Raw genomic sequence first — 17778 nt, forward strand, 5'->3', positions numbered from 1 at the left:
ATGGTTGATTTCGGAGCAAACGCCGTTTTCGCAAACAAAAAAAGGAAGGACATGTCCTTCCTTTTTTTCAGGGCGCGCTGGTTTATATTGACGTTTCATCCTGCAAAGCGACCGTTTCCTTCGTCTGTTTTTCCCATAAATAAAATGATCTCATCATTGAAAACGCAGCGAACGGCGCGGGCAGTGCGACGATGAGGAATAAATATTCCGGACTGACGGCCTCCGACAACATCCCTGCGGCAGCATAGCCGAGCGGCATAAAAGAGCTGTTGACCGCAAAGAAAGCGCCCAGCGATCTGCCTCTATTTTCACCTTCCGTTACCCTTTGCAAGTAACCTTCAATATAGATGTTGACGACGCCGCTGATCATTCCGATGACGATCAAATTCACAGCGCCCAGCACGACATGATCAATCCAGCCGAGAGGAGACAAAAGCAGGCCGAAAATCAGCATTAAAGCAGGCACAGCTGCTTTTGCGTGCTCCGGTTTTGCGATAAAGGACAAGAAAAGCGCCGCACACAGCGTCCCGCACGCCCAAAATGATTGGAAAGCGCCGCCCAGCCAGGCCTGATCTTTTAAAAGCAGCGAAGTCCAAATGACGATATATATCGGAAAACCGCTGAATACAAGCTGCTGTATGCTCGTCCCATACAACAAATACTTGAGCGGCTTATTTTGATACAAGCTTGTAAAACCGCTGAACAATTGTTTATTGGTAAAAGGAATACGCTTTTGGCTGCCCCTTTCATCTTTGATTCTCCACTCCAAAAAGATCGACAAGAAGGAAAGGCTTCCGCACAGCACCCATAACCAGCCAAAATGCAAAAAGGAAAACAGAACCCCTGTGACAAGCGGAACAATCACTTGGATGAGCTGTGTGAGCACTTCTTGAAATGCGATTCCTTTTTCAATTTGTTCTTTTCTCAATGTATCTGGCAAGAGCGATCTTGCAGCGGGTTCGATTGCGGTCAAACATGCCGATACGATCACCCTTGAAGCGGCCAGCAAAAAAACCGAATTCATGCCTGACAGCGCCAAAAATCCGATCATTAAAAATACAGCTGAAATGATCATATCCGAAGCCGCAATGAGCTTTCCCCTGTGAAACCTGTCGGACAGCCAGCCTGTAAACGGCGATACCAAAATCGAGACAGTCAGCCCGATGCCGATCACGACGCTTCCCGAAAGGGCGCTCCCGGTTTCAGATAAGGACCACCATACCAATGAATAATAGAAAAGAACCGAACTAAAGAGCGATAAAAAAGTTCCAGACCACAGTCTGAAAAAGTCCCCTTTTATGACCCAAGCATATTTCAAAGTTTCTCCCCCGTTTGTCCGATATTTTCACCTCATGACCATATTACATACGAATGCAAAATTTTACAACAAAAACAAAAAAAACCTTCCGGATGGAAGGCTTTGTGAGCATGTCAAGCGCCGGGCGTCGGGCTTTTAGCTAGCAAATGAAAGCCGCACCGACAATGATGAGCAAAATAAAGAGGACAACGATGAGTACAAATGTGTTTCTTCCGTGAAACCCGTAGCCGTATCCTCCAGTAGGACAGCAATAATGGGAGTAATGCACAGGCTTATCATCCTTTCGTATAAAGTCTACACCCCAGCCTATGCAGGCCAAGTCCCAATTGGTATGTGCACCTGCCTACTTTATACGAACAAATATTTAAATATTGTCGTGAGCTTTTCCTTCTGCTGAAAGCCCAGCTTTTCATAAAACGTTTTCACCTGATCGCTTCCCGAAGTTACAAGATAGCACGATTCCATGCCCGATTGTTTGGCGGCGGTGAGCATCTGCTTGATAAGGCCCGATCCATAGCCTTTCCGCTGGTATGGCTCCAAAATGGCGACTTCTTCGATTTTAGCAACGTTTTCGTCGTGATCGAGATAAAGCTCAGCACATCCAATCGGTTCGCCTTCTTCCGAGTAGCAGACACACAGCTGAATGATGCCTTCCTCATAAAAAGGATACTTGCGCAGCAGCTTTTCCTTCGCAAACGCTTCATTGATAGACAATGTATCATAAGCCTGCATCATGCGGCAGCCGTCAATGAGCGATTTCTCCGTCCCCCACTCTGCCCGTACACCAGGGGAATCTCCTTTCCAATCTGCAAGCCTGATGGAATAAAACAATTCTTCATCAAGAATATAGCCAAGATCAAAGAGCGACTTTTTCATCGTAAAAGGCAGATCCCGCTTATAAGAGCTTTTCACATGAACATAATTTCGTTTTAAAATTTCGGGTGTCCGAACGAGCAGGGAGTACAGCTCTGTCAGCGGAAAATCGTCCTGCAGCTGCAGAAAATGAGAGGAAAACATCTGCGGGATCTCCTCATCTGTGTATATATGATAATGGGATTCAATTTTTTTGCTGCATGTCAGCATTAAATAACGGTCTTCTGTGTTTGAAATGGATGTCACAACGGCTGCCTCTTTTCTCAAGATGATCTATTGTAATGTTTTTTCGCTTTCAGAGCAGAAAATCCTCTAAAAAAAGATGACCCTTTGAAAAAAGGATCATCTTGCATGCTGCTCTCCTCAGCTTTCCTCTCCGGATTTCTTGCGTTCAAACAGTTTGACATATTCGCCGTATCCTTCTTTCTCAAGGTCGTCCTTCGGCACAAACCGGAGGGCGGCTGAATTGATGCAATAGCGCAGGCCGTCCGGTCCGGGTCCGTCCGGAAACACGTGTCCAAGATGGGAATCGGCAGACTTGCTTCTCACCTCAGTCCGAATCATGCCGTGTGAAGTGTCCAGCTTTTCTTCGATTTCTCCGGCATCGACCGGTTTTGTGAAGCTTGGCCAGCCGCAGTGTGCGTCAAATTTGTCAAGCGATGAAAACAGCGGCTTCCCTGAAACGATATCGACATAGATCCCGTCTTCATGCAGGTCCCAGTACTCGTTTTGGAATGGAGGCTCCGTCCCGTTTTTCTGCGTTACTTCATATTGCATCCGGGTCAGCTGTTTCAGCCGTTCTTCTTTATTGTTCGTCATGCTTTCGCCCCCAATGCTGTTGTAAAAATCCTTCCCTTCCGCTTCCGATCCGATACTGTGTGTAGCGTTCAGGGTGCTTTTTATGATAGTCCTGGTGATACTCCTCAGCCGGATAAAATGGCCCGGCCTCCAGAATGTCGGTCGCGATTGGATCTTTAAAGATGCCGCTTTCTCCGAGCTTTTTCTTCGATTCTTCAGCGAGTTTCCGCTGCTTGTCATTATGGTAAAAAATCGCTGTCCGGTAAGACTCTCCGCGGTCTGTGAATTGTCCTCCGCTGTCAGTGGGATCGATTTGCTGCCAGTAGAGTTCCAGCAGTTTTTCGTATGGAAAGACATCGGGATCAAATGTGATTTGCACCGCTTCCCTATGTCCCGTTGTATTGCTGCACACCTCTTCATAGGTCGGATTTTCCGTATGGCCGCCGGTATAGCCGGATTCGACTTTTAGAATGCCCGGCTGTTCGTCAAAAGGCTTGACCATACACCAAAAGCAGCCTCCGGCAAATGTGGCGAGTTCGCGTTTTTCAGCCATCTGTTCTGCCTCCTTCTCTTCAACACTTGTTGGGAACCATTATATCACAGCATGCTCATTTTTAAGCCCGCTCCCGCTCACAGGAAACAACTTTTAACACATTCATCAGCCGCTGGCTAAAAAGAAAATTATGACAATAATATGTCATTGCCATCGGCATATTCTAAGAAACAGCTGTATTCATATATAATTGCCATAGACCGTTGTTCAATTGATGGTCAAATGAACTAAAAATCTTCTGAAACATACACTTGAAAAGCAAAAATTATGGTATCATAGTGATATCATGTTCATGAAAAATGATAATCATGCTGATTCGGTCATTCCTTTTTAAACAAAGCTGAAATTTGCTAATTATATGGAGGGGCGAAATTTTGAAAGTTAGAGAACAAATGATGTATGATATGGAAGCACTGCTTCGCACAGTATTTAAACAGATACGTGATGAGATAAATGAGCTGCTCGAAAAAGAGATGTCCCGCAATGAATTCATGATTCTCCGCCTGCTGAGCGAGCAAGGTCCAAAGAAAGTCACGGAGTTTGCAACGATTTTAGGCGTTTCAGCAAGCCATATCACAGCTGTAACCGATGCATTGGTTGAAAAAGGCTGGATCACGAGAGTCCGGTCAAAAGAAGACAGACGGATCATCAAAATCCATCTGACAGACGCAGGAAAAGAAATTATCAGATATTTCGAAGAAAAGAAAACGGAATATTATTTCAAGCGGTTCAGCAGCTACAGTGATGAAGAGCTGAAAACGCTGATTGAACTGTTCAGCAAATTGGACAAAAAACGGGAACAGCGCTAACCCGGACTTTACATAAATTGGCCTGAATCCGTGCACCTTAAAATAAAAAAGAGGTGTACTGACCTATGACTGCTCCTTACCTTTGTCCAAACTGCAAAACAAACCGAACACGGTTCAACTTAATCGAACAGTCCCCGACATCCGTTAAGATTGATCCGGCAACAGGGGAAATAGTGGAAACGTATTCAGATGACGAGCTTTCGCCTTTTCACCTGCCGTACAGCGGCCCTGCCATAAAAGTGCAGTGCGGCGCGTGCGGATTAATTGAGGATGAGAAGACTTTTATCAAACTTGCTGAATTCGATAAACGAACATAAAAAAGACAGGATAGATGAACCTCGTTTCATCTATCCTTTTTCATTCAGCTGAATGCGAGTTCAAACGGAGGTGCACACTCTGTTTCTCCCAAGGTGTTTAGCCCTGTACAAACATTGATCGGCTTTTTCAATCAGCTCTCCCGTACTGTGAATCACCTCCGGAAATGCCGCAACTCCAATCGAAACCGTAATATGAATCTTTTTTGAATGAGAAATGAAAAAAGTGTGTGTCTCCACTTCCTTGCGCACCCTCTCAGCAATCTCTGCAGCCTGCGAATGGGAACAGTTCGGCAATATGACCGAAAACTCTTCTCCGCCGTTTCTTGATACGATATCTTCCGATCGGGCAGACTTTTTTAAAATCGTTCCTAATTCTTTTAAAATCGCATCTCCATTTGAATGTCCGTACGTATCATTAATCGTTTTGAAATAATCGATATCGATCAAAAGCAAAGACAGTTTCTCGTTCTTCTCTTTTGCGTTTGAAATATGAGCATTCCATATCGCATCAAATTGCCGGACATTATTCAATCCCGTTAAATAATCAATCGACGATTCCTCTTCATACTTTTTTAACAGAAAATGAGATTTTCTTAAATATGAGACGATGTATACTGACGTAAAGCCGCCGATAGTAGATAAAATCCAGAACCACGTCAATAACATTTTCATTAAGAAGAAATCATGAAGGATCATCAAGATCACAATTGAAATCGCCACATTGGCAAAAATAACTAATGCAAATGTCTTTCGATAAGTGCCGGCGTCTTTATCCATGATCCGAAGAATGAGATAATATCCTGCGAATATCACGATCATACCTATAAGCGCTGCAATCGAGGATGTATTCGTCCCGTAAACAAACCTTCCTCCTATAATCAGCAGAGAACAGATAAAGGCCGGAAAGGCGCCCGTAAATAAAAACAAAATCATGACGGGGACATAACGCAAGTCGACGATCGTCTCATCGGTTGCCTGGATCGAAAAGAACATAAGCACATTTCCGAGCACCCCGCCAAGAATGCCGTCAATCCAATCAAGTTGTTTGTTTGTAGCTTTTCGGGAAAAAATATTCCACTTTAGCTGAGTGTAAATAAAGAGCGAAGTAATTAAAATGCACAAATTCAAAAATAAATCGATTAAAAACATGACAAGCCCCCAGCGCCAAACTCATTTTATATTGTATATATCGTCAATTATTAAGACGTTAAAAGCATTTTTGTTCCTTTCTTCAGACGCCCGGCGGGATCTGGTTTCCGAGGCTTGCCGGAGGAGCTTGCTTTCATTTTTCAAATAGAACGAGGTGCTTCCACTTCCCGTAGCGGTAATATAAAAAGGCGGTCAGGCTGCTCAGCATAAAGCTCATTCCGATGCCCAGCGCTATGCCGTTCTCGCCAAGCCACTTTGAAAATAGATATGTAAACGGATAGCGCAAAGCCCAAAAAGAAATCACGTTCAGCACCAAAATTTGAAACATCGCTCCGGCTGCCCTTACAACACCGTTCAACACAAAGTTAATTCCGATAAACGGATAGAAAAAAGCAATCGTTTTTAAATACTCTTCCCCGAATGCGGCTGAATCGGCTTCCGATATAAACAGCCTGACCGCGTGATAGCCTGTCAGAAATATCGCGGTGCTGACGGCAGCCATAAACAGCAGGACATAAATGACGCCGTAGTTGGCGATTTTTTTCGTACGCTCCATGTCGCCGCTTCCGAAGGTTTGGCCAGCCATACTGTTGACAGCCGTGCCGATGGCCATCGCTGGGAGAATCAGCAGGCTGTCAAGCCGCTGTACCGCGCCAAACCCTGACACGACGCTTTCTCCAAATGAATTGACAACGCTCATAATCGCCATCGAGCCGCCTGAAATCACCATCATTTGCAAGCCGGCAGGCACTCCGAGCTTCAAAATGACGGACGTCTCTGCCAGCGATGGAAGCGCCGGCTTTGAAAATGGAACAAGCTGCTTTCTCACCGTATAGACCACTCCGTAAATAAAAGCAATCCCTTGGGACACGACGGTTGCATAGGCCGCTCCGGCAATTCCGAGGTTGAATACCGAGATAAACAGCGGATCCATGAACAGGTTCAGGATGACGGCCAACAGGACGAAACGCAAAGGTGTTTGACTGTCGCCGACCGCTCTTAATACTGTACTGATGAAATTATAGCCGAATAAAAATATAATCCCGATAAAATGAATCCTCAAATAGCTTACGGCCAAATCCATCATATTGCCAGGCGTTTGAAGTAGCGAGAGCAAAGGCTCTGTGAAAAAATAGCCGATAACCCCGAGCAATACGCTCATCGCCGTCATCAGAACGACAAACGCGTTTACATATGATGCCAGTCCCTTTTTATCCCCTTTTCCTTTTTGCTGCGCAAGAATCGTCAGCGCCGCATTGTTGACGCCCAATACGAACGACAGCACCGTAAAGAAAACCGTTCCTGAGACGGCCGCAGCACCAAGAGCTTTTGCTCCGAGCAGATTTCCGACCCACAAGCTGTCGACGAATTGGAATGAAATCTGCAAAAGATTGGCTAAAATGATCGGTCCGGAAAAATAGACCAGCTGTTTAAATACATTTCCGTATGTAAAGTCCGTTTTCATTGTTTTCTCCTTTTCATCTGTCGTCTTGATCACATGTGACCGATGGCTTCGCAGCCTCATATGATGTCAGAAAGCATGCAAAGGGGCGTGACAAGATGTTCTCTGCAGTTCATAATGCCCGTTATATGGCGGAAGGCTTCCAGGGGAGCCGCTATGATGTTCTGCCTGCCGAGGCGCCCTTTTATTTTCGAAACAGCGGAAAAGCAGTGATGATCAGACTGCTCCACGCGGCTCCTCATACCGACAATCTCGACGTTTTCGTAAACGGGATATCCGTTTTTCGAAACGTCTCCTATACAGATTTATCTTCTTATGTCCGGTTTCCTGCCGGCCGTATTCAAATCGACGTTTTTCGAAGAGGCTGGGCGAACGGTCCCCTGCTTACGGTACAGTATCACCTGATCCACGGCCGGTACTGCACGGTTGCTGTCACAGGCACAGCCGCAAAGCTCGTTCCCGTCGGAATGTATGACCAGCCTGCGGCTGATCCGGAAAGCCGCAGCATTCGATGCGTCCATCTCTCGCCGGACTCTCCCGCTCTTGACTTTGCAGTGCAAAACGGACCTGTCCTGTTTTCCGGCGTCCCCTTTCAATCTGTTACCCGGTACATCCCGGTGCGTTCACAGAAAATGGACGTCGAGCTGAGGGGGGCCGGTTCAACAGCAGTCCTGCTGAAGGCCCCGAGGATCACGCTTCATGCCGGCGAATCCACAACGTTGTATGGCCTCGGTTTCGTCAACGGCTCTCCTTCTCTCGAAATAAAAGCGGCGCCGTTTCCCGTCAAAGCTCCGCCTTCATAGCGAAAAAAAAGAGACCCGATGTCTCTTTTACAGTCTGCTGAATGCAGGGACAACAAAATCCTAAAACGATCTCATGTTTTAGGATTTTGCCGGCAATTATTGATTGTGATGGTCAGTTTTTTTGTGTTTTTTTGCATCAAGAGTAAAAATCATAATGCTTAAAAACAACGCACAATACCCGATGTTCAAATACATCTTGTCCATGTTTTCATCAACGAAACTGAAGGCGGCGAGACCGCCGAAGTACAGTGAAAACAACATAGACAACAAGCTGAAATATGTGTAGATACGTTCCATATGTTCACCCCTGTAAACCCCGCTGCACGATTTATGAATCTGTTTGTGCAGGCTTGTAATAAACAAATTCGATTTGATCTTTTTCTAAATCAATGTCTTTTGCTTTCACATACATTCCGTTTTTAAGCGGCATCTCTGACAGACGAACTTGAATTTCTTTAGCGTCTGAACGAACGTGTACAAAATCAGGAAGGTCATAAAATTGATCCATGTAGTTGAGCACCATCGATATCGGAACATTCAACTTGCCGATCGAAAATCTCGTCACGTCAAGGACCACGTCTCCGTTTTTTTCCACCGTCGGCCGAAAGGACACCCTCGCATCGACTGTCGAGGAAAAGGCGCGGATCGCACCGACGATATGGAATTCATCATCGATTTCGATTTGATAGTCAAGATCAGGCGAAGACTCCTTTTCCAAGTACGTGTTGATGAATGCGGCCAATGAATCTTTCGTGCTCGTCACGTTCAATTGATATTCGCTCGGAGTCGGACGCGGCGGCTCCTTTTGTCCGCCGGGCAGGGAAATGAGAATGAAAATCCCGGCAAGTATCATGACGTTGACTGCTGCTAAAATTAAAAATAAGCTCTTCCATTTCTTCATTTTTTTCACCTTATTCTGCTGGGAGGTCTTCGTTTTTAATTTGTTCGTAAACGCGTTTCGCTATTAAAGAATACCCGTATTGATTAGGATGAAACTCGTCTTCTGCAATCTTCTTTTCATCGCTGTATTCCTCAAAAATATCAGCGATATCCGCCATTTTCGTGTTGGAGACCTTCTTCAGCCTTTTTTCCGCGCCTTCATTCCATTCGTCTACGACTTGGTCAACTTCCCGCAGTTCAGACAGCGTAAACTTAAACGGATTATACATGCTGACATAAATCAATTCAGCGCTGGCGTTTTGCTCTCTGATTTCCGCTAAAATATTCGAAAACCGCTTTTCAAACAGTTTTTGTTCAGCACGGAAAGGTGTGAGCGTTAAGTGCGCGAAGTTTTGGCGGACGACTTTCATCAGGTCGTTGCCCCCGATTGTAAACAAAATGTAGTCTGCATCTTTCAGGCCCTCTTGTACTTCTTTGTCTTTTAATCTTTCAAGCAGCTGATCAGTCCGGGAGCCTTTAACGGCATAATTTTTGACCGTTACGGACTTCACATCGCTCCGGCTTTCAAGCTCATCGGCCACCATGCCGACATAGCCTTTCTTTTCTTGATCGCCTACCCCCTCTGTCAGAGAATCGCCCACCGCTGCAATCACGATATCGCGCTTAGGGGAGACCGATGTTTTTTCAACACCCGCATTCCACTCCGTACAGGCTGAAAGCAGACAGACGAGGGCCATCATGACTGTAATAAAACGTATGTTCAATAATGATGCCCCTTCCTTCTTGATAACCTAAAAAAAAGTGTACCATGTTTTGATTCTTTTGAAAATCATTTGGCCGATGTAAAAAAAAGCCTGTTTTCCGGTGTTCAGGAAACAGGCTTTAGCGGCAGGTCGCCCGTTTTTATCAACGGTTTTCCAGCGTCTTAATATCGGCGATGATTTCATCGTACGGCGTATTTCTTGCACCGTCATAATCCTTGACGACTTTGCCGTTTTGATCGACTAGATAAAATGACGATTGGTGAATCACCTGATCCTCATCTTCAGGTTTTTTCACGATTGATTTAAAGCTTTTCAGCGCAAACTTTTCGATTTCTTCCTGCGAGTATCCGGTTAAAAAGTCCCAATTTTGAAAACTGAGCGGGTAGTTGGCCGCAAATTTCTTCAATTTTTCAGGCGTATCATTTTCGGGATCAACGCTGAATGAGACGATGCGGGCCTGCAGGTTTTCCTCTTCCATTTGTTTTTGCAGTTCAGCCATATGTGAAGTCATCGGCGGACAGATCGTTTCACAGTTCGTAAATATAAAGTCAGCCACCCACACCTGGCCTTTTAAACTTTCAAGAGTCACCGCTTTCCCGTCTTGATTTTGAAAAGAAAAAGACTGTACATCATAGTTCAAAGGATTATCAATCTTGCTAGTTCCGCAGGACGAAAGAAACACTGTGAGAATACCTGCAAGGAAAATGCCAAAAACGTTTTTCAATCCTTCCATCCCCTTTTTCAATCGGTGTAAAAGGTAAAACCGATCGCTCCTTTTCCGGTATGAACCGAGATAATCGGTGTGGTGTAGTCAATATCAATATCGATTCCCGGGATATGTTCAAGCAAGGAGTCTTTCAGCCGATGGGCGAGATCGAGCGCATCGGCATGGGCGATTCCGATCGCCTGTACCGTCCTTCCCTTAACCGCTGAAACAAATTGACCAGTTAAATAACGGATAAGCTGACTGCTGCTCCGGACATTTTTTTCAGGCGTATAGATTCCGTCCTCAAGCCTCGCGATCGGCTTAACCTTGAGCAATGAGCCGAGCAGCGCTTTTCCCCTCCCGATGCGGCCGCCTTTGATCAAGTTGTCAAAATGATCAATTGTCACATAGAGGGAAGTCCGGTCGCGCAAGTTCTCCAAGTCTTTTACAATCGCTTCGGCCGTCATGCCCTCTTCGGCCAGCAAGGCGGCCCGCACGACCTGAAAACCGAGGCCTTTTGAAATATACATGGAATCAATCACCGTAATGTTCCCGCCGACCATATTTGAAGCGCTTACAGCAGTCTGGTATGTCCCGCTCAATTCGCTTGAGAGATGGATGCTGATCACTTCGCTTCCGTCAGCGGTCAGCTCTTCATACAGTTCGATAAAAGCGCCTAGAGGCGGCTGTGAACTTTTCGGGAGTTCTGCGGCGCTCTCCATTTTCTCAATAAATTCGTCCGGCTGAATATCGAATCTGTCTCTGTATACAGTGCCGTCGATCGATATCGAGAGCGGAAGAACGGAAATATGATATTTTCTGAGCAGTTCTTCGCTCAAGTCAGCGGTCGAGTCCGTTACAATTTTAATGCTTGTCAATTCCCTTCACATCCTGTCGGTTCAAATGGTGTATTTTCTAGTGAGGCCAAATCCGCATGAAAAATTCTTTGCCGGCGGATGCCGTCTTCCGCTCTTTTAAAGCGGATTAGGCTCTCTTCATGGGCCGGCAAAGAATGCCATAAATATTTATGCATTATGCTTCAATTCATCATGTTGATAAATGGCCAGGTAATCCTGCCATTTCAATGCTCTCTTTAAGTAGTCCCTAAAGGAGTAGACGTTTTTTTTCCGCTTTGAGCAATAGAGCGTCTTTAAAAAGATTTCAAGCCTCAGATTGGCCATAAAAAAATGCGGGTCGTCCTCCTTCAGCAGAGGTATTTCCGTCACCTTCACCTTCTGTCCATCCGAACGTTTGAACTCCAGGCTTTTAAGTAACAAGCTATCAATCCTCATTTATGAGATATTTTCTTTATTATACATAATCTCTGAAGCCGTTGTCTGTGATTTAGGTTTGTTTTCAAAAAAATTTCTTAAATCAGCAAATGAAAGAGCCCTTCATCTTTATTGACTTCGACATAGCGGAAGCCTTTCCTGTCCATTCTTGCGATCAGCGGCTCGTAATCTTCGCGCTGCTTCAATTCGATGCCGACGAGCGCAGGGCCGCTGCTTTTATTATTTTTCTTCGTATATTCAAACCGGGTGATATCGTCGGTCGGCCCGAGCACTTCATCTAAAAATTCGCGCAAAGCTCCCGCCCTTTGCGGGAAGTTCACGATGAAATAATGCTGGAGTCCTTCATACATCATCGATCTGTCTTTGATTTCCTGCATTCTGCCGATATCGTTGTTTCCTCCGCTCACAATGCATACGACATTTTTCCCTTTAATTTCATCCCTGTAAAGATCTAAAGCGGCGATCGGCAGCGCTCCCGCAGGTTCGGCGACAATCGCGCATTGGTTGTACAGCTCAAGAATCGCGGTGCACACCTTTCCTTCAGGAACGAGCAAAATATCATCGACAACGGTTTCAAGCGTTTTAAATGTCTCTTCGCCGATTTTCTGCACAGCGGCTCCATCGACAAATTTATCGATTTTCTCAAGGATGACGACTTCGCCTTTTTTGTTTGATTCAAAAAGAGCCGGCGCGCCTTTAGGCTCAACCGCGATCAGCTTTGTATCCGGGGACACGTTTTTCATATAGGTTCCCACTCCTGAAAGCAGACCCCCTCCGCCTACGCTTGCGAATAAATAATGGGGTTCCGTTTCGATATCGTTTAAGATTTCGACCGCGACCGTACCCTGGCCAGCCATGACGGCAGGATCGTCAAACGGGTGGATAAATGCGCGCTTTTCTTCCTCGCAGCAGGCGACTGCGCTTTGATAAGCATCATCAAACGTGTCGCCTGTCAGGATGATCTCGACGTATTCCTTGCCGAACAATTCGACTTGGGAAATTTTTTGCCTCGGGGTCGTCGACGGCATAAAAATCTTTCCGTGAATACCGAGATGTTTGCAGGAAAAAGCGACTCCCTGCGCATGGTTTCCTGCACTGGCGCAGACCACCCCGTTTTTCGTCGTTTCTTTTGAAAGCTGCTTCATTTTATAATAGGCGCCTCTCAGTTTAAAAGAGCGGACAACCTGCAGGTCTTCTCTTTTTAAATATACGTTGCAATCGTACCTCTCGGACAGCCTCTCATTTTTTTGGAGAGGGGTATGAATAACAACATCTTTTACATTTTGGTGGGCTTTTAAAATGTCTTTGACTTGGATGAGAGAGTTTTCTTTAAGCAACGGTTTCATGTATAAGATCCTTTCTGTATAAAGCTTTATTTAATACGCCATTATATCATGAATATTCAAAATTTAAAGGGCAATTCTTTGTTATTTACAGAATATTATACACTTTCTCAATATATACGGGGTTCTTTTCGATTCTTAATGTGCAGGCCACATGCACTTTTTTTCAAAAAACTCTTTATTTGTTCTAATTGGGTGTTATAATAGAACCAATTAGAACCAAAAGGAGAGCCGCCATGATTAAACACACATATCCGTCCGTAGGTTTCTCCGAGCTGATCGGGGAATGCGATTCCTTTTTGCAAACGAAAAACAGAGCGATACAATTTGCAGCATCTTCCCATCCGATTCTGATTCATGGGGAAACAGGCACAGGCAAAGAGCTGTTCGCCAAAGCCATTCATTCCGGATCATCTTTCAAGGATGATCCCTTCACACATGTAAGCTGCAGCACGCTGGATGAAGATGAAACGGCTGAAGATTTTTTTCTTTCAGAGCTGAATGAGCCCGGAACCTTGTTTCTCGACGAAGTGTGGGGTCTATCCTTGCATCTCCAGGGCAGGCTTTTGGCAGCCATTGAAAAAGGGATGCAAAAAAGATTGATCACCTCTTCAAGCATGCCTCTCATTGAACGGATTGATAGCAGCGAATTCCGCAAGGACCTGTACTACAGGCTCAATGTGCTCGACCTTCCGCTTCCCTCTCTTAGTGAACGGCGAAGCGACATCCCCCTTCTCGTGCATCATTTTTTAAAAAGCGGGGATCATGACATATATGTCGAACCGGTCGTTTGGAAAGCTTTAGAGCAGCATGAGTTTGAGGGGAACGTCAGAGAACTCAAAAACATGACGGATTATATGATAACCGTCTCAGACGGAAAAACGATTCAGCTTTACGACACACCGCCCTCGTTAAGAGAACAAATCAAAAAAAAGAAGCCTAAGGACAAAAAAACGGCTTCGGCATCACTTACCTTAATGGAAAAAGAGGAGTTTGCGTTTTTGCTCGATGCAATCAAGCAATTAAATGAAAAAGGAGAGCCTGCCAGCCGCAGGGTTCTGTCCGAGCTGAGCAAAAGCGGCAAGTCGGAGCTTACACCCCAGCAAGTGAGAAGCAGATTGGATTATTTGGAAAAAAGAGAGTTTATTACAAAGGGCCGCGGAAGAGCCGGGACAAAAATCACGCTTGAAGGCCTCCGCTTTTTAAGCTCTTTAAAGCATCACATTATTCAAGATTAGAAAGGGTGTCTTGGTATGTACACGATTAAAGAAGAAATTGCTAATGCAATAACCCATGGACTCGGCGTCCTCCTGTCAATACCTGCCATCGTATTTTTGGTGATATTTGCGATCCGCTACGGAAGTCCGGTTGATGTTGTCAGCTTTTCAATTTTCGGCGCTTCCATGCTGTTCCTGTATTTAAGTTCGACCCTTCTGCACAGCATTCAGCACCAAAAAACAAAAGATATTCTGGAGATCATCGATCACTCAGCCATCTACGTACTGATTGCAGGGACATACACACCGCTGCTCCTCGGACCTTTGAAAGGCGCGCTAGGCTATACGATGCTTGCTGTCGTTTGGGGGCTTGCGATTGGCGGGGTTGTGTTTAAAATCTTTTTTGTGAAACGGTTTATCGTTGTCAGCACACTGGTATATCTTGTGATGGGCTGGATGGCGATCATTGCGATCAAGCCGCTTTATACGGCCTTGACCGGAGAAGGGTTCGCCCTGCTGCTTTTAGGGGGAATCTTGTATTCTGTCGGAACCATCTTTTATTTATGGAGAAAGATTCCATATCATCATGCGATATGGCACACTTTCGTGCTCGGCGGCAGCGCCTCAATGTTTTTCTGCGTGCTTTTCTACGTGGCAAAAGTGCCGTTTGTATCGTAAACGGCGAAAACCAGGCTTCCATTATGGGAGCCTGGTTTTTTTATGCCCGAAGCTGTTTGTTTTCAGTCATGACGTATGCCGGGTGGATCGTCAAATCGATATCAACAGGTCTCAGCCTCTTGAACAACGTGCCTTTTTTCATGTCTTCCGTACCGGCTGTTTCGACTGCAACGATCGGAATGCCGAGCCTTTTGGATAAAGATTTGTAATCGAGTCCGTCATCTTCAGACATAATAAAGCTTTGGCCTTTCCGGAGAATCTCTTCCACTTCTTCTAGCGATGCTTCCTTGTCGGCGCTTTTTCTGACCGCGGCCATTTTATTGAGCCAGCCGCTGATCAGCGGATAACGAAAGGCGCGCGGATCAGCAAAAAACGAAGCGGTTTTGTCAAGGTGTCCAAGCAGCACGGCAAGCTCTGACAGGCCGAGCTTTGGGTGCACATAAAGCACGGGGCCAGCCGGCGATCTTCCGTTCTGATGGATGGAAACGGTTGAACCGGTTAAGCCGATGCACCCTCGCAAAAAAGCTTTCGGCTTATCAAAGACAGCTTCCATCTGATTGGCATACGAAAGGCGCGGATCAAGTGTCTGCAGCGCCTGCAGAAGCTTGATATGCTTGATGAGCATATAGGCCGAATAAATCCATAAAAAACAATAGCGCAACATGAAAATCCTCTCCTCTATCCTTTTCTTTGATAAACGAGGAATTCGTAGTCATAAGGATTTTTGTCATCTTTCAGGCCTTTCCGCCTCGAAACGATTTCCCACTCAGCTTCGCTGAATTCAGGAAAGTACCGGTCCCCTTCAAAGGTTTCATCAATTTTTGTCACATACAGCTTGTCCGCAAAAGGCAGAATCTCCGTGTATAGTGTTGAACCGCCGATGACAAAACATTCTTCGTTTCTGTTTTTCGCAAACCGCACCGCTTCCTCTGCCGAGTGCATCACCTGACAATTCGGGATATCCAGTTCTTTATTGGATGTGACGATGATGTTCTCGCGGTGGGGCAAAGGTCTGCCGATGGACTCGAACGTCTTTCTCCCCATGATTACGGCGTGCCCTTTCGTCACCTCTTTAAAATACTTCAAATCTTGCGGCAGATGCCATGGCAAATCATTGTCTTTGCCGATCAGGCGGTTTCTGTCCATTGCAGCAATCAATGAGATCATTGTTTAATGCCTCCTTATGATGTTTGTAGCGAAATAATGCCGGATGATGCTCATCTTTTTGTGTGATCATCTGTGAACATGATGCATGAAGATGGAGGTTAAAGCTGTGATGAGAGGAACCTTTCTTCGAGGTTTTCATTCTGATCAGGCCGCCCGAATGCATTTGTCTCATTCCCCGTTTTGTTCAATTCCGGTTTTCTTACATATGACGGCACATATCCGCATGATGTTTCATTTTTTTCATCCTTTTGTAGTGTATCTTGTTTAACCTTTCGAAAACAAGACATTTTTCGAGAAAAGGCGTAAAATATGCCGCATAAAAAAACCCGCCTGATGGCGGGGACGGGCGAGTCTTTCAGCGGCTTTTCGCAACGCTCTGTCCGTCTGTTCTCTCTTCCTGCACTTCATCCTCAAGATCCTGATGCGAATGGGCAATTCGGCTTGCCGCCGCTGCCGCCAAAGCTGCGACGATATCATCAAGGAACGTATGAACCTCATCGTCCGGACAGTCGTCCAGTTCTTTAATGATGCCGAATTTTTCTTTATCCAGATAGCCGAAGTTCGTCAAGCCGATCGAACCGTAGACGTTTACGATAGATAGAGGGATAATCTCGTCGATCCCGTAAAGGGGTTCGTCCGTTTCGACCAAATATTGAAGCGGTTCAGGCAACAGCTTTTTCTCGGCCAGCTGGTCAAGCGCTATCCCCGTTAAAACGGCATGAACGATTTCCCTCTTATTTAAGACCTTTTCGACATTTTCAATGCATACATCAAGCGGGAGATCAGGATGGTATTTTTCCTGCAGCTTTTGTACGATCAGCGCGATATCCTCAATCGCAACCCCGCGCTCATTCAGCATATTTTTCGTTAAGTGCACCATTTCATTCATCGTATACTTCTTCATCTGCATCAATCTCCTTTAGTGACTCATCCAGTTAGGCGGTGTATTGCGGTCCCAGTAAATGCTTCCGAGATCGTGATGTTTTTGAAAGCCGTCTTCGGCAGTATGGTAATGAAAGTTAAACCAGTACCCTTTATGCGGCGGCTTGTCCCTGCGCACATGGAACCTTAGCACATCTTCCCCCGTTTTCCGATTGTAAACGTGGAAGATTCTCTCCGACTTCCCCGCCGTCGGCGTTTTGGAAATGACAAGATCCTGGTAAGCGTCATTGTCCTGCATTGTCATGAGATGGCTGACGATGATCTCCTCGATCTTTGGAAGCACTTCTTCCCTGTACTCGTCTTCAATGACCGGCGATATCCTGCTGCCGAATTTTACGAATGATAGATCTTCAGCTTCATTGAGCAGTTCATCCCTGTAGGTGTCAAATGAAGATTTGGATTCGCCGTCTTCATCAAGCTCGGGCTCTTCTTGCTTTTGATAAACAGCCGTATATCCGGATTCTTTCACGCTCTGATGCTCCTGCGGCTTGTCCGCCATCAATGCCGCAGGAGGAGATACAAGGCCGAACGTTGCAATTGTAAATAATGCGACAAGCGCTTTTCTCATCCACATCTTCATGACTGATTAGTTCCCTTCTGATCGCTTTTTCGTTTTCTCTTATTCTATCATAGGTTGAATTTTCAGTCATTCATAAAGTGGAGATGCTGATCTACAAAACGCCTTTT

The 17778-nt window shown here is 45.5% G+C and carries 23 protein-coding genes; 5 read left to right on the forward strand and 18 right to left on the reverse strand.

Annotated elements, in window-relative coordinates:
* Positions 1-82 precede the first annotated feature (82 nt).
* From TRNA_RS32920 to msrA, 5 genes are all read right to left on the reverse strand, one after another.
* Positions 83-1318 (reverse strand): MFS transporter, encoded by a 1236-nt coding sequence (locus tag TRNA_RS32920; RefSeq protein ID WP_003182773.1) that lies wholly within the window; start codon positions 1316-1318, stop codon positions 83-85.
* A gap of 139 nt (positions 1319-1457) precedes the next feature.
* On the reverse strand, positions 1458-1586 hold the full coding sequence (locus TRNA_RS43305) for a YjcZ family sporulation protein (RefSeq protein ID WP_003182774.1): 129 nt from the start codon (positions 1584-1586) through the stop codon (positions 1458-1460).
* Positions 1587-1666: 80 nt separating this feature from the next.
* Positions 1667-2437 (reverse strand): GNAT family N-acetyltransferase, encoded by a 771-nt coding sequence (locus TRNA_RS32925; RefSeq protein ID WP_009328051.1) that lies wholly within the window; start codon positions 2435-2437, stop codon positions 1667-1669.
* A gap of 117 nt (positions 2438-2554) precedes the next feature.
* On the reverse strand, positions 2555-3010 hold the full coding sequence (msrB, locus tag TRNA_RS32930; protein WP_003182780.1) for a peptide-methionine (R)-S-oxide reductase MsrB: 456 nt from the start codon (positions 3008-3010) through the stop codon (positions 2555-2557).
* Positions 2997-3542, reverse strand: coding sequence for a peptide-methionine (S)-S-oxide reductase MsrA (gene msrA, locus TRNA_RS32935; protein WP_011198056.1), 546 nt, complete (start codon positions 3540-3542; stop codon positions 2997-2999). The genes msrB and msrA overlap by 14 nt, the downstream gene beginning before the upstream one ends.
* Positions 3543-3916: 374 nt before the next feature.
* Here msrA and TRNA_RS32940 point away from each other — a divergent pair, with 374 nt between their 5' ends.
* Positions 3917-4351: a MarR family transcriptional regulator gene (locus tag TRNA_RS32940; RefSeq protein WP_003182782.1), complete on the forward strand. Its 435-nt coding sequence runs from the start codon at positions 3917-3919 to the stop codon at positions 4349-4351.
* Between the two features lie 65 nt (positions 4352-4416).
* Positions 4417-4668, forward strand: coding sequence for a hypothetical protein (locus TRNA_RS32945; protein WP_003182784.1), 252 nt, complete (start codon positions 4417-4419; stop codon positions 4666-4668).
* A 60-nt stretch (positions 4669-4728) separates the two neighbouring features.
* On the opposite strand, the gene TRNA_RS32950 is transcribed toward TRNA_RS32945, so the two are convergent.
* Both TRNA_RS32950 and TRNA_RS32955 read right to left on the reverse strand, forming a co-directional pair.
* The gene (locus TRNA_RS32950) at positions 4729-5817 is read right to left on the reverse strand and encodes a GGDEF domain-containing protein (protein ID WP_003182786.1); all 1089 of its coding nucleotides are present in this window, start codon (positions 5815-5817) and stop codon (positions 4729-4731) included.
* Positions 5818-5950: 133 nt separating this feature from the next.
* The gene (locus tag TRNA_RS32955; protein ID WP_003182788.1) at positions 5951-7282 is read right to left on the reverse strand and encodes an MATE family efflux transporter; all 1332 of its coding nucleotides are present in this window, start codon (positions 7280-7282) and stop codon (positions 5951-5953) included.
* Positions 7283-7377: 95 nt separating this feature from the next.
* Here TRNA_RS32955 and TRNA_RS32960 point away from each other — a divergent pair, with 95 nt between their 5' ends.
* A complete protein-coding gene (locus TRNA_RS32960; protein WP_003182790.1) occupies positions 7378-8082 on the forward strand; it encodes a DUF4397 domain-containing protein in 705 nt (234 codons plus the stop codon).
* A gap of 96 nt (positions 8083-8178) precedes the next feature.
* Here TRNA_RS32960 and ypmT read toward each other — a convergent pair whose 3' ends face one another.
* The 7 genes from ypmT to ilvA form a co-directional block, all read right to left on the reverse strand.
* Positions 8179-8379 carry a protein YpmT gene (gene ypmT / locus TRNA_RS32965; RefSeq protein WP_003182792.1) on the reverse strand — a complete coding sequence of 67 codons (201 nt, stop codon included), beginning with the start codon at positions 8377-8379 and terminating at the stop codon, positions 8179-8181.
* A 31-nt stretch (positions 8380-8410) separates the two neighbouring features.
* The gene (locus TRNA_RS32970) at positions 8411-8983 is read right to left on the reverse strand and encodes a YpmS family protein (protein WP_003182793.1); all 573 of its coding nucleotides are present in this window, start codon (positions 8981-8983) and stop codon (positions 8411-8413) included.
* Positions 8984-8993: 10 nt separating this feature from the next.
* Positions 8994-9746 (reverse strand): SGNH/GDSL hydrolase family protein, encoded by a 753-nt coding sequence (locus tag TRNA_RS32975; RefSeq protein WP_003182794.1) that lies wholly within the window; start codon positions 9744-9746, stop codon positions 8994-8996.
* A 142-nt stretch (positions 9747-9888) separates the two neighbouring features.
* Positions 9889-10479 carry an SCO family protein gene (locus TRNA_RS32980; RefSeq protein WP_009328047.1) on the reverse strand — a complete coding sequence of 197 codons (591 nt, stop codon included), beginning with the start codon at positions 10477-10479 and terminating at the stop codon, positions 9889-9891.
* 8 nt (positions 10480-10487) lie between these two features.
* A complete protein-coding gene (locus tag TRNA_RS32985) occupies positions 10488-11330 on the reverse strand; it encodes a DegV family protein (RefSeq protein ID WP_003182798.1) in 843 nt (280 codons plus the stop codon).
* A 147-nt stretch (positions 11331-11477) separates the two neighbouring features.
* Positions 11478-11729 (reverse strand): YpmP family protein, encoded by a 252-nt coding sequence (locus TRNA_RS32990; RefSeq protein WP_003182800.1) that lies wholly within the window; start codon positions 11727-11729, stop codon positions 11478-11480.
* A 92-nt stretch (positions 11730-11821) separates the two neighbouring features.
* Positions 11822-13090 carry a threonine ammonia-lyase IlvA gene (ilvA, locus tag TRNA_RS32995; protein ID WP_003182803.1) on the reverse strand — a complete coding sequence of 423 codons (1269 nt, stop codon included), beginning with the start codon at positions 13088-13090 and terminating at the stop codon, positions 11822-11824.
* Positions 13091-13323: 233 nt separating this feature from the next.
* Here ilvA and TRNA_RS33000 point away from each other — a divergent pair, with 233 nt between their 5' ends.
* Together TRNA_RS33000 and trhA are read left to right on the forward strand one after the other, a co-directional pair.
* Positions 13324-14325, forward strand: coding sequence for a sigma 54-interacting transcriptional regulator (locus tag TRNA_RS33000; RefSeq protein WP_003182804.1), 1002 nt, complete (start codon positions 13324-13326; stop codon positions 14323-14325).
* 15 nt (positions 14326-14340) lie between these two features.
* Positions 14341-14982 (forward strand): PAQR family membrane homeostasis protein TrhA, encoded by a 642-nt coding sequence (trhA, locus tag TRNA_RS33005; RefSeq protein ID WP_003182805.1) that lies wholly within the window; start codon positions 14341-14343, stop codon positions 14980-14982.
* A gap of 40 nt (positions 14983-15022) precedes the next feature.
* Here the strand turns inward: trhA and TRNA_RS33010 are convergent, their stop codons facing one another.
* The 4 genes from TRNA_RS33010 to TRNA_RS33025 form a co-directional block, all read right to left on the reverse strand.
* Complete coding sequence (locus tag TRNA_RS33010; protein ID WP_003182806.1) at positions 15023-15646, reverse strand: hypothetical protein; 624 nt, start codon at positions 15644-15646, stop codon at positions 15023-15025.
* A 14-nt stretch (positions 15647-15660) separates the two neighbouring features.
* A complete protein-coding gene (locus TRNA_RS33015; RefSeq protein WP_003182807.1) occupies positions 15661-16149 on the reverse strand; it encodes a dihydrofolate reductase in 489 nt (162 codons plus the stop codon).
* 355 nt (positions 16150-16504) lie between these two features.
* Positions 16505-17053, reverse strand: coding sequence for a phosphatidylglycerophosphatase A family protein (locus tag TRNA_RS33020; RefSeq protein WP_003182809.1), 549 nt, complete (start codon positions 17051-17053; stop codon positions 16505-16507).
* Between the two features lie 15 nt (positions 17054-17068).
* A complete protein-coding gene (locus TRNA_RS33025) occupies positions 17069-17671 on the reverse strand; it encodes a YpjP family protein (protein WP_003182812.1) in 603 nt (200 codons plus the stop codon).
* Positions 17672-17778: the final 107 nt, after the last annotated feature.

It is taken from the genome of Bacillus licheniformis DSM 13 = ATCC 14580 (assembly GCF_000011645.1).
GTDB classification, from domain to species: domain Bacteria; phylum Bacillota; class Bacilli; order Bacillales; family Bacillaceae; genus Bacillus; species Bacillus licheniformis.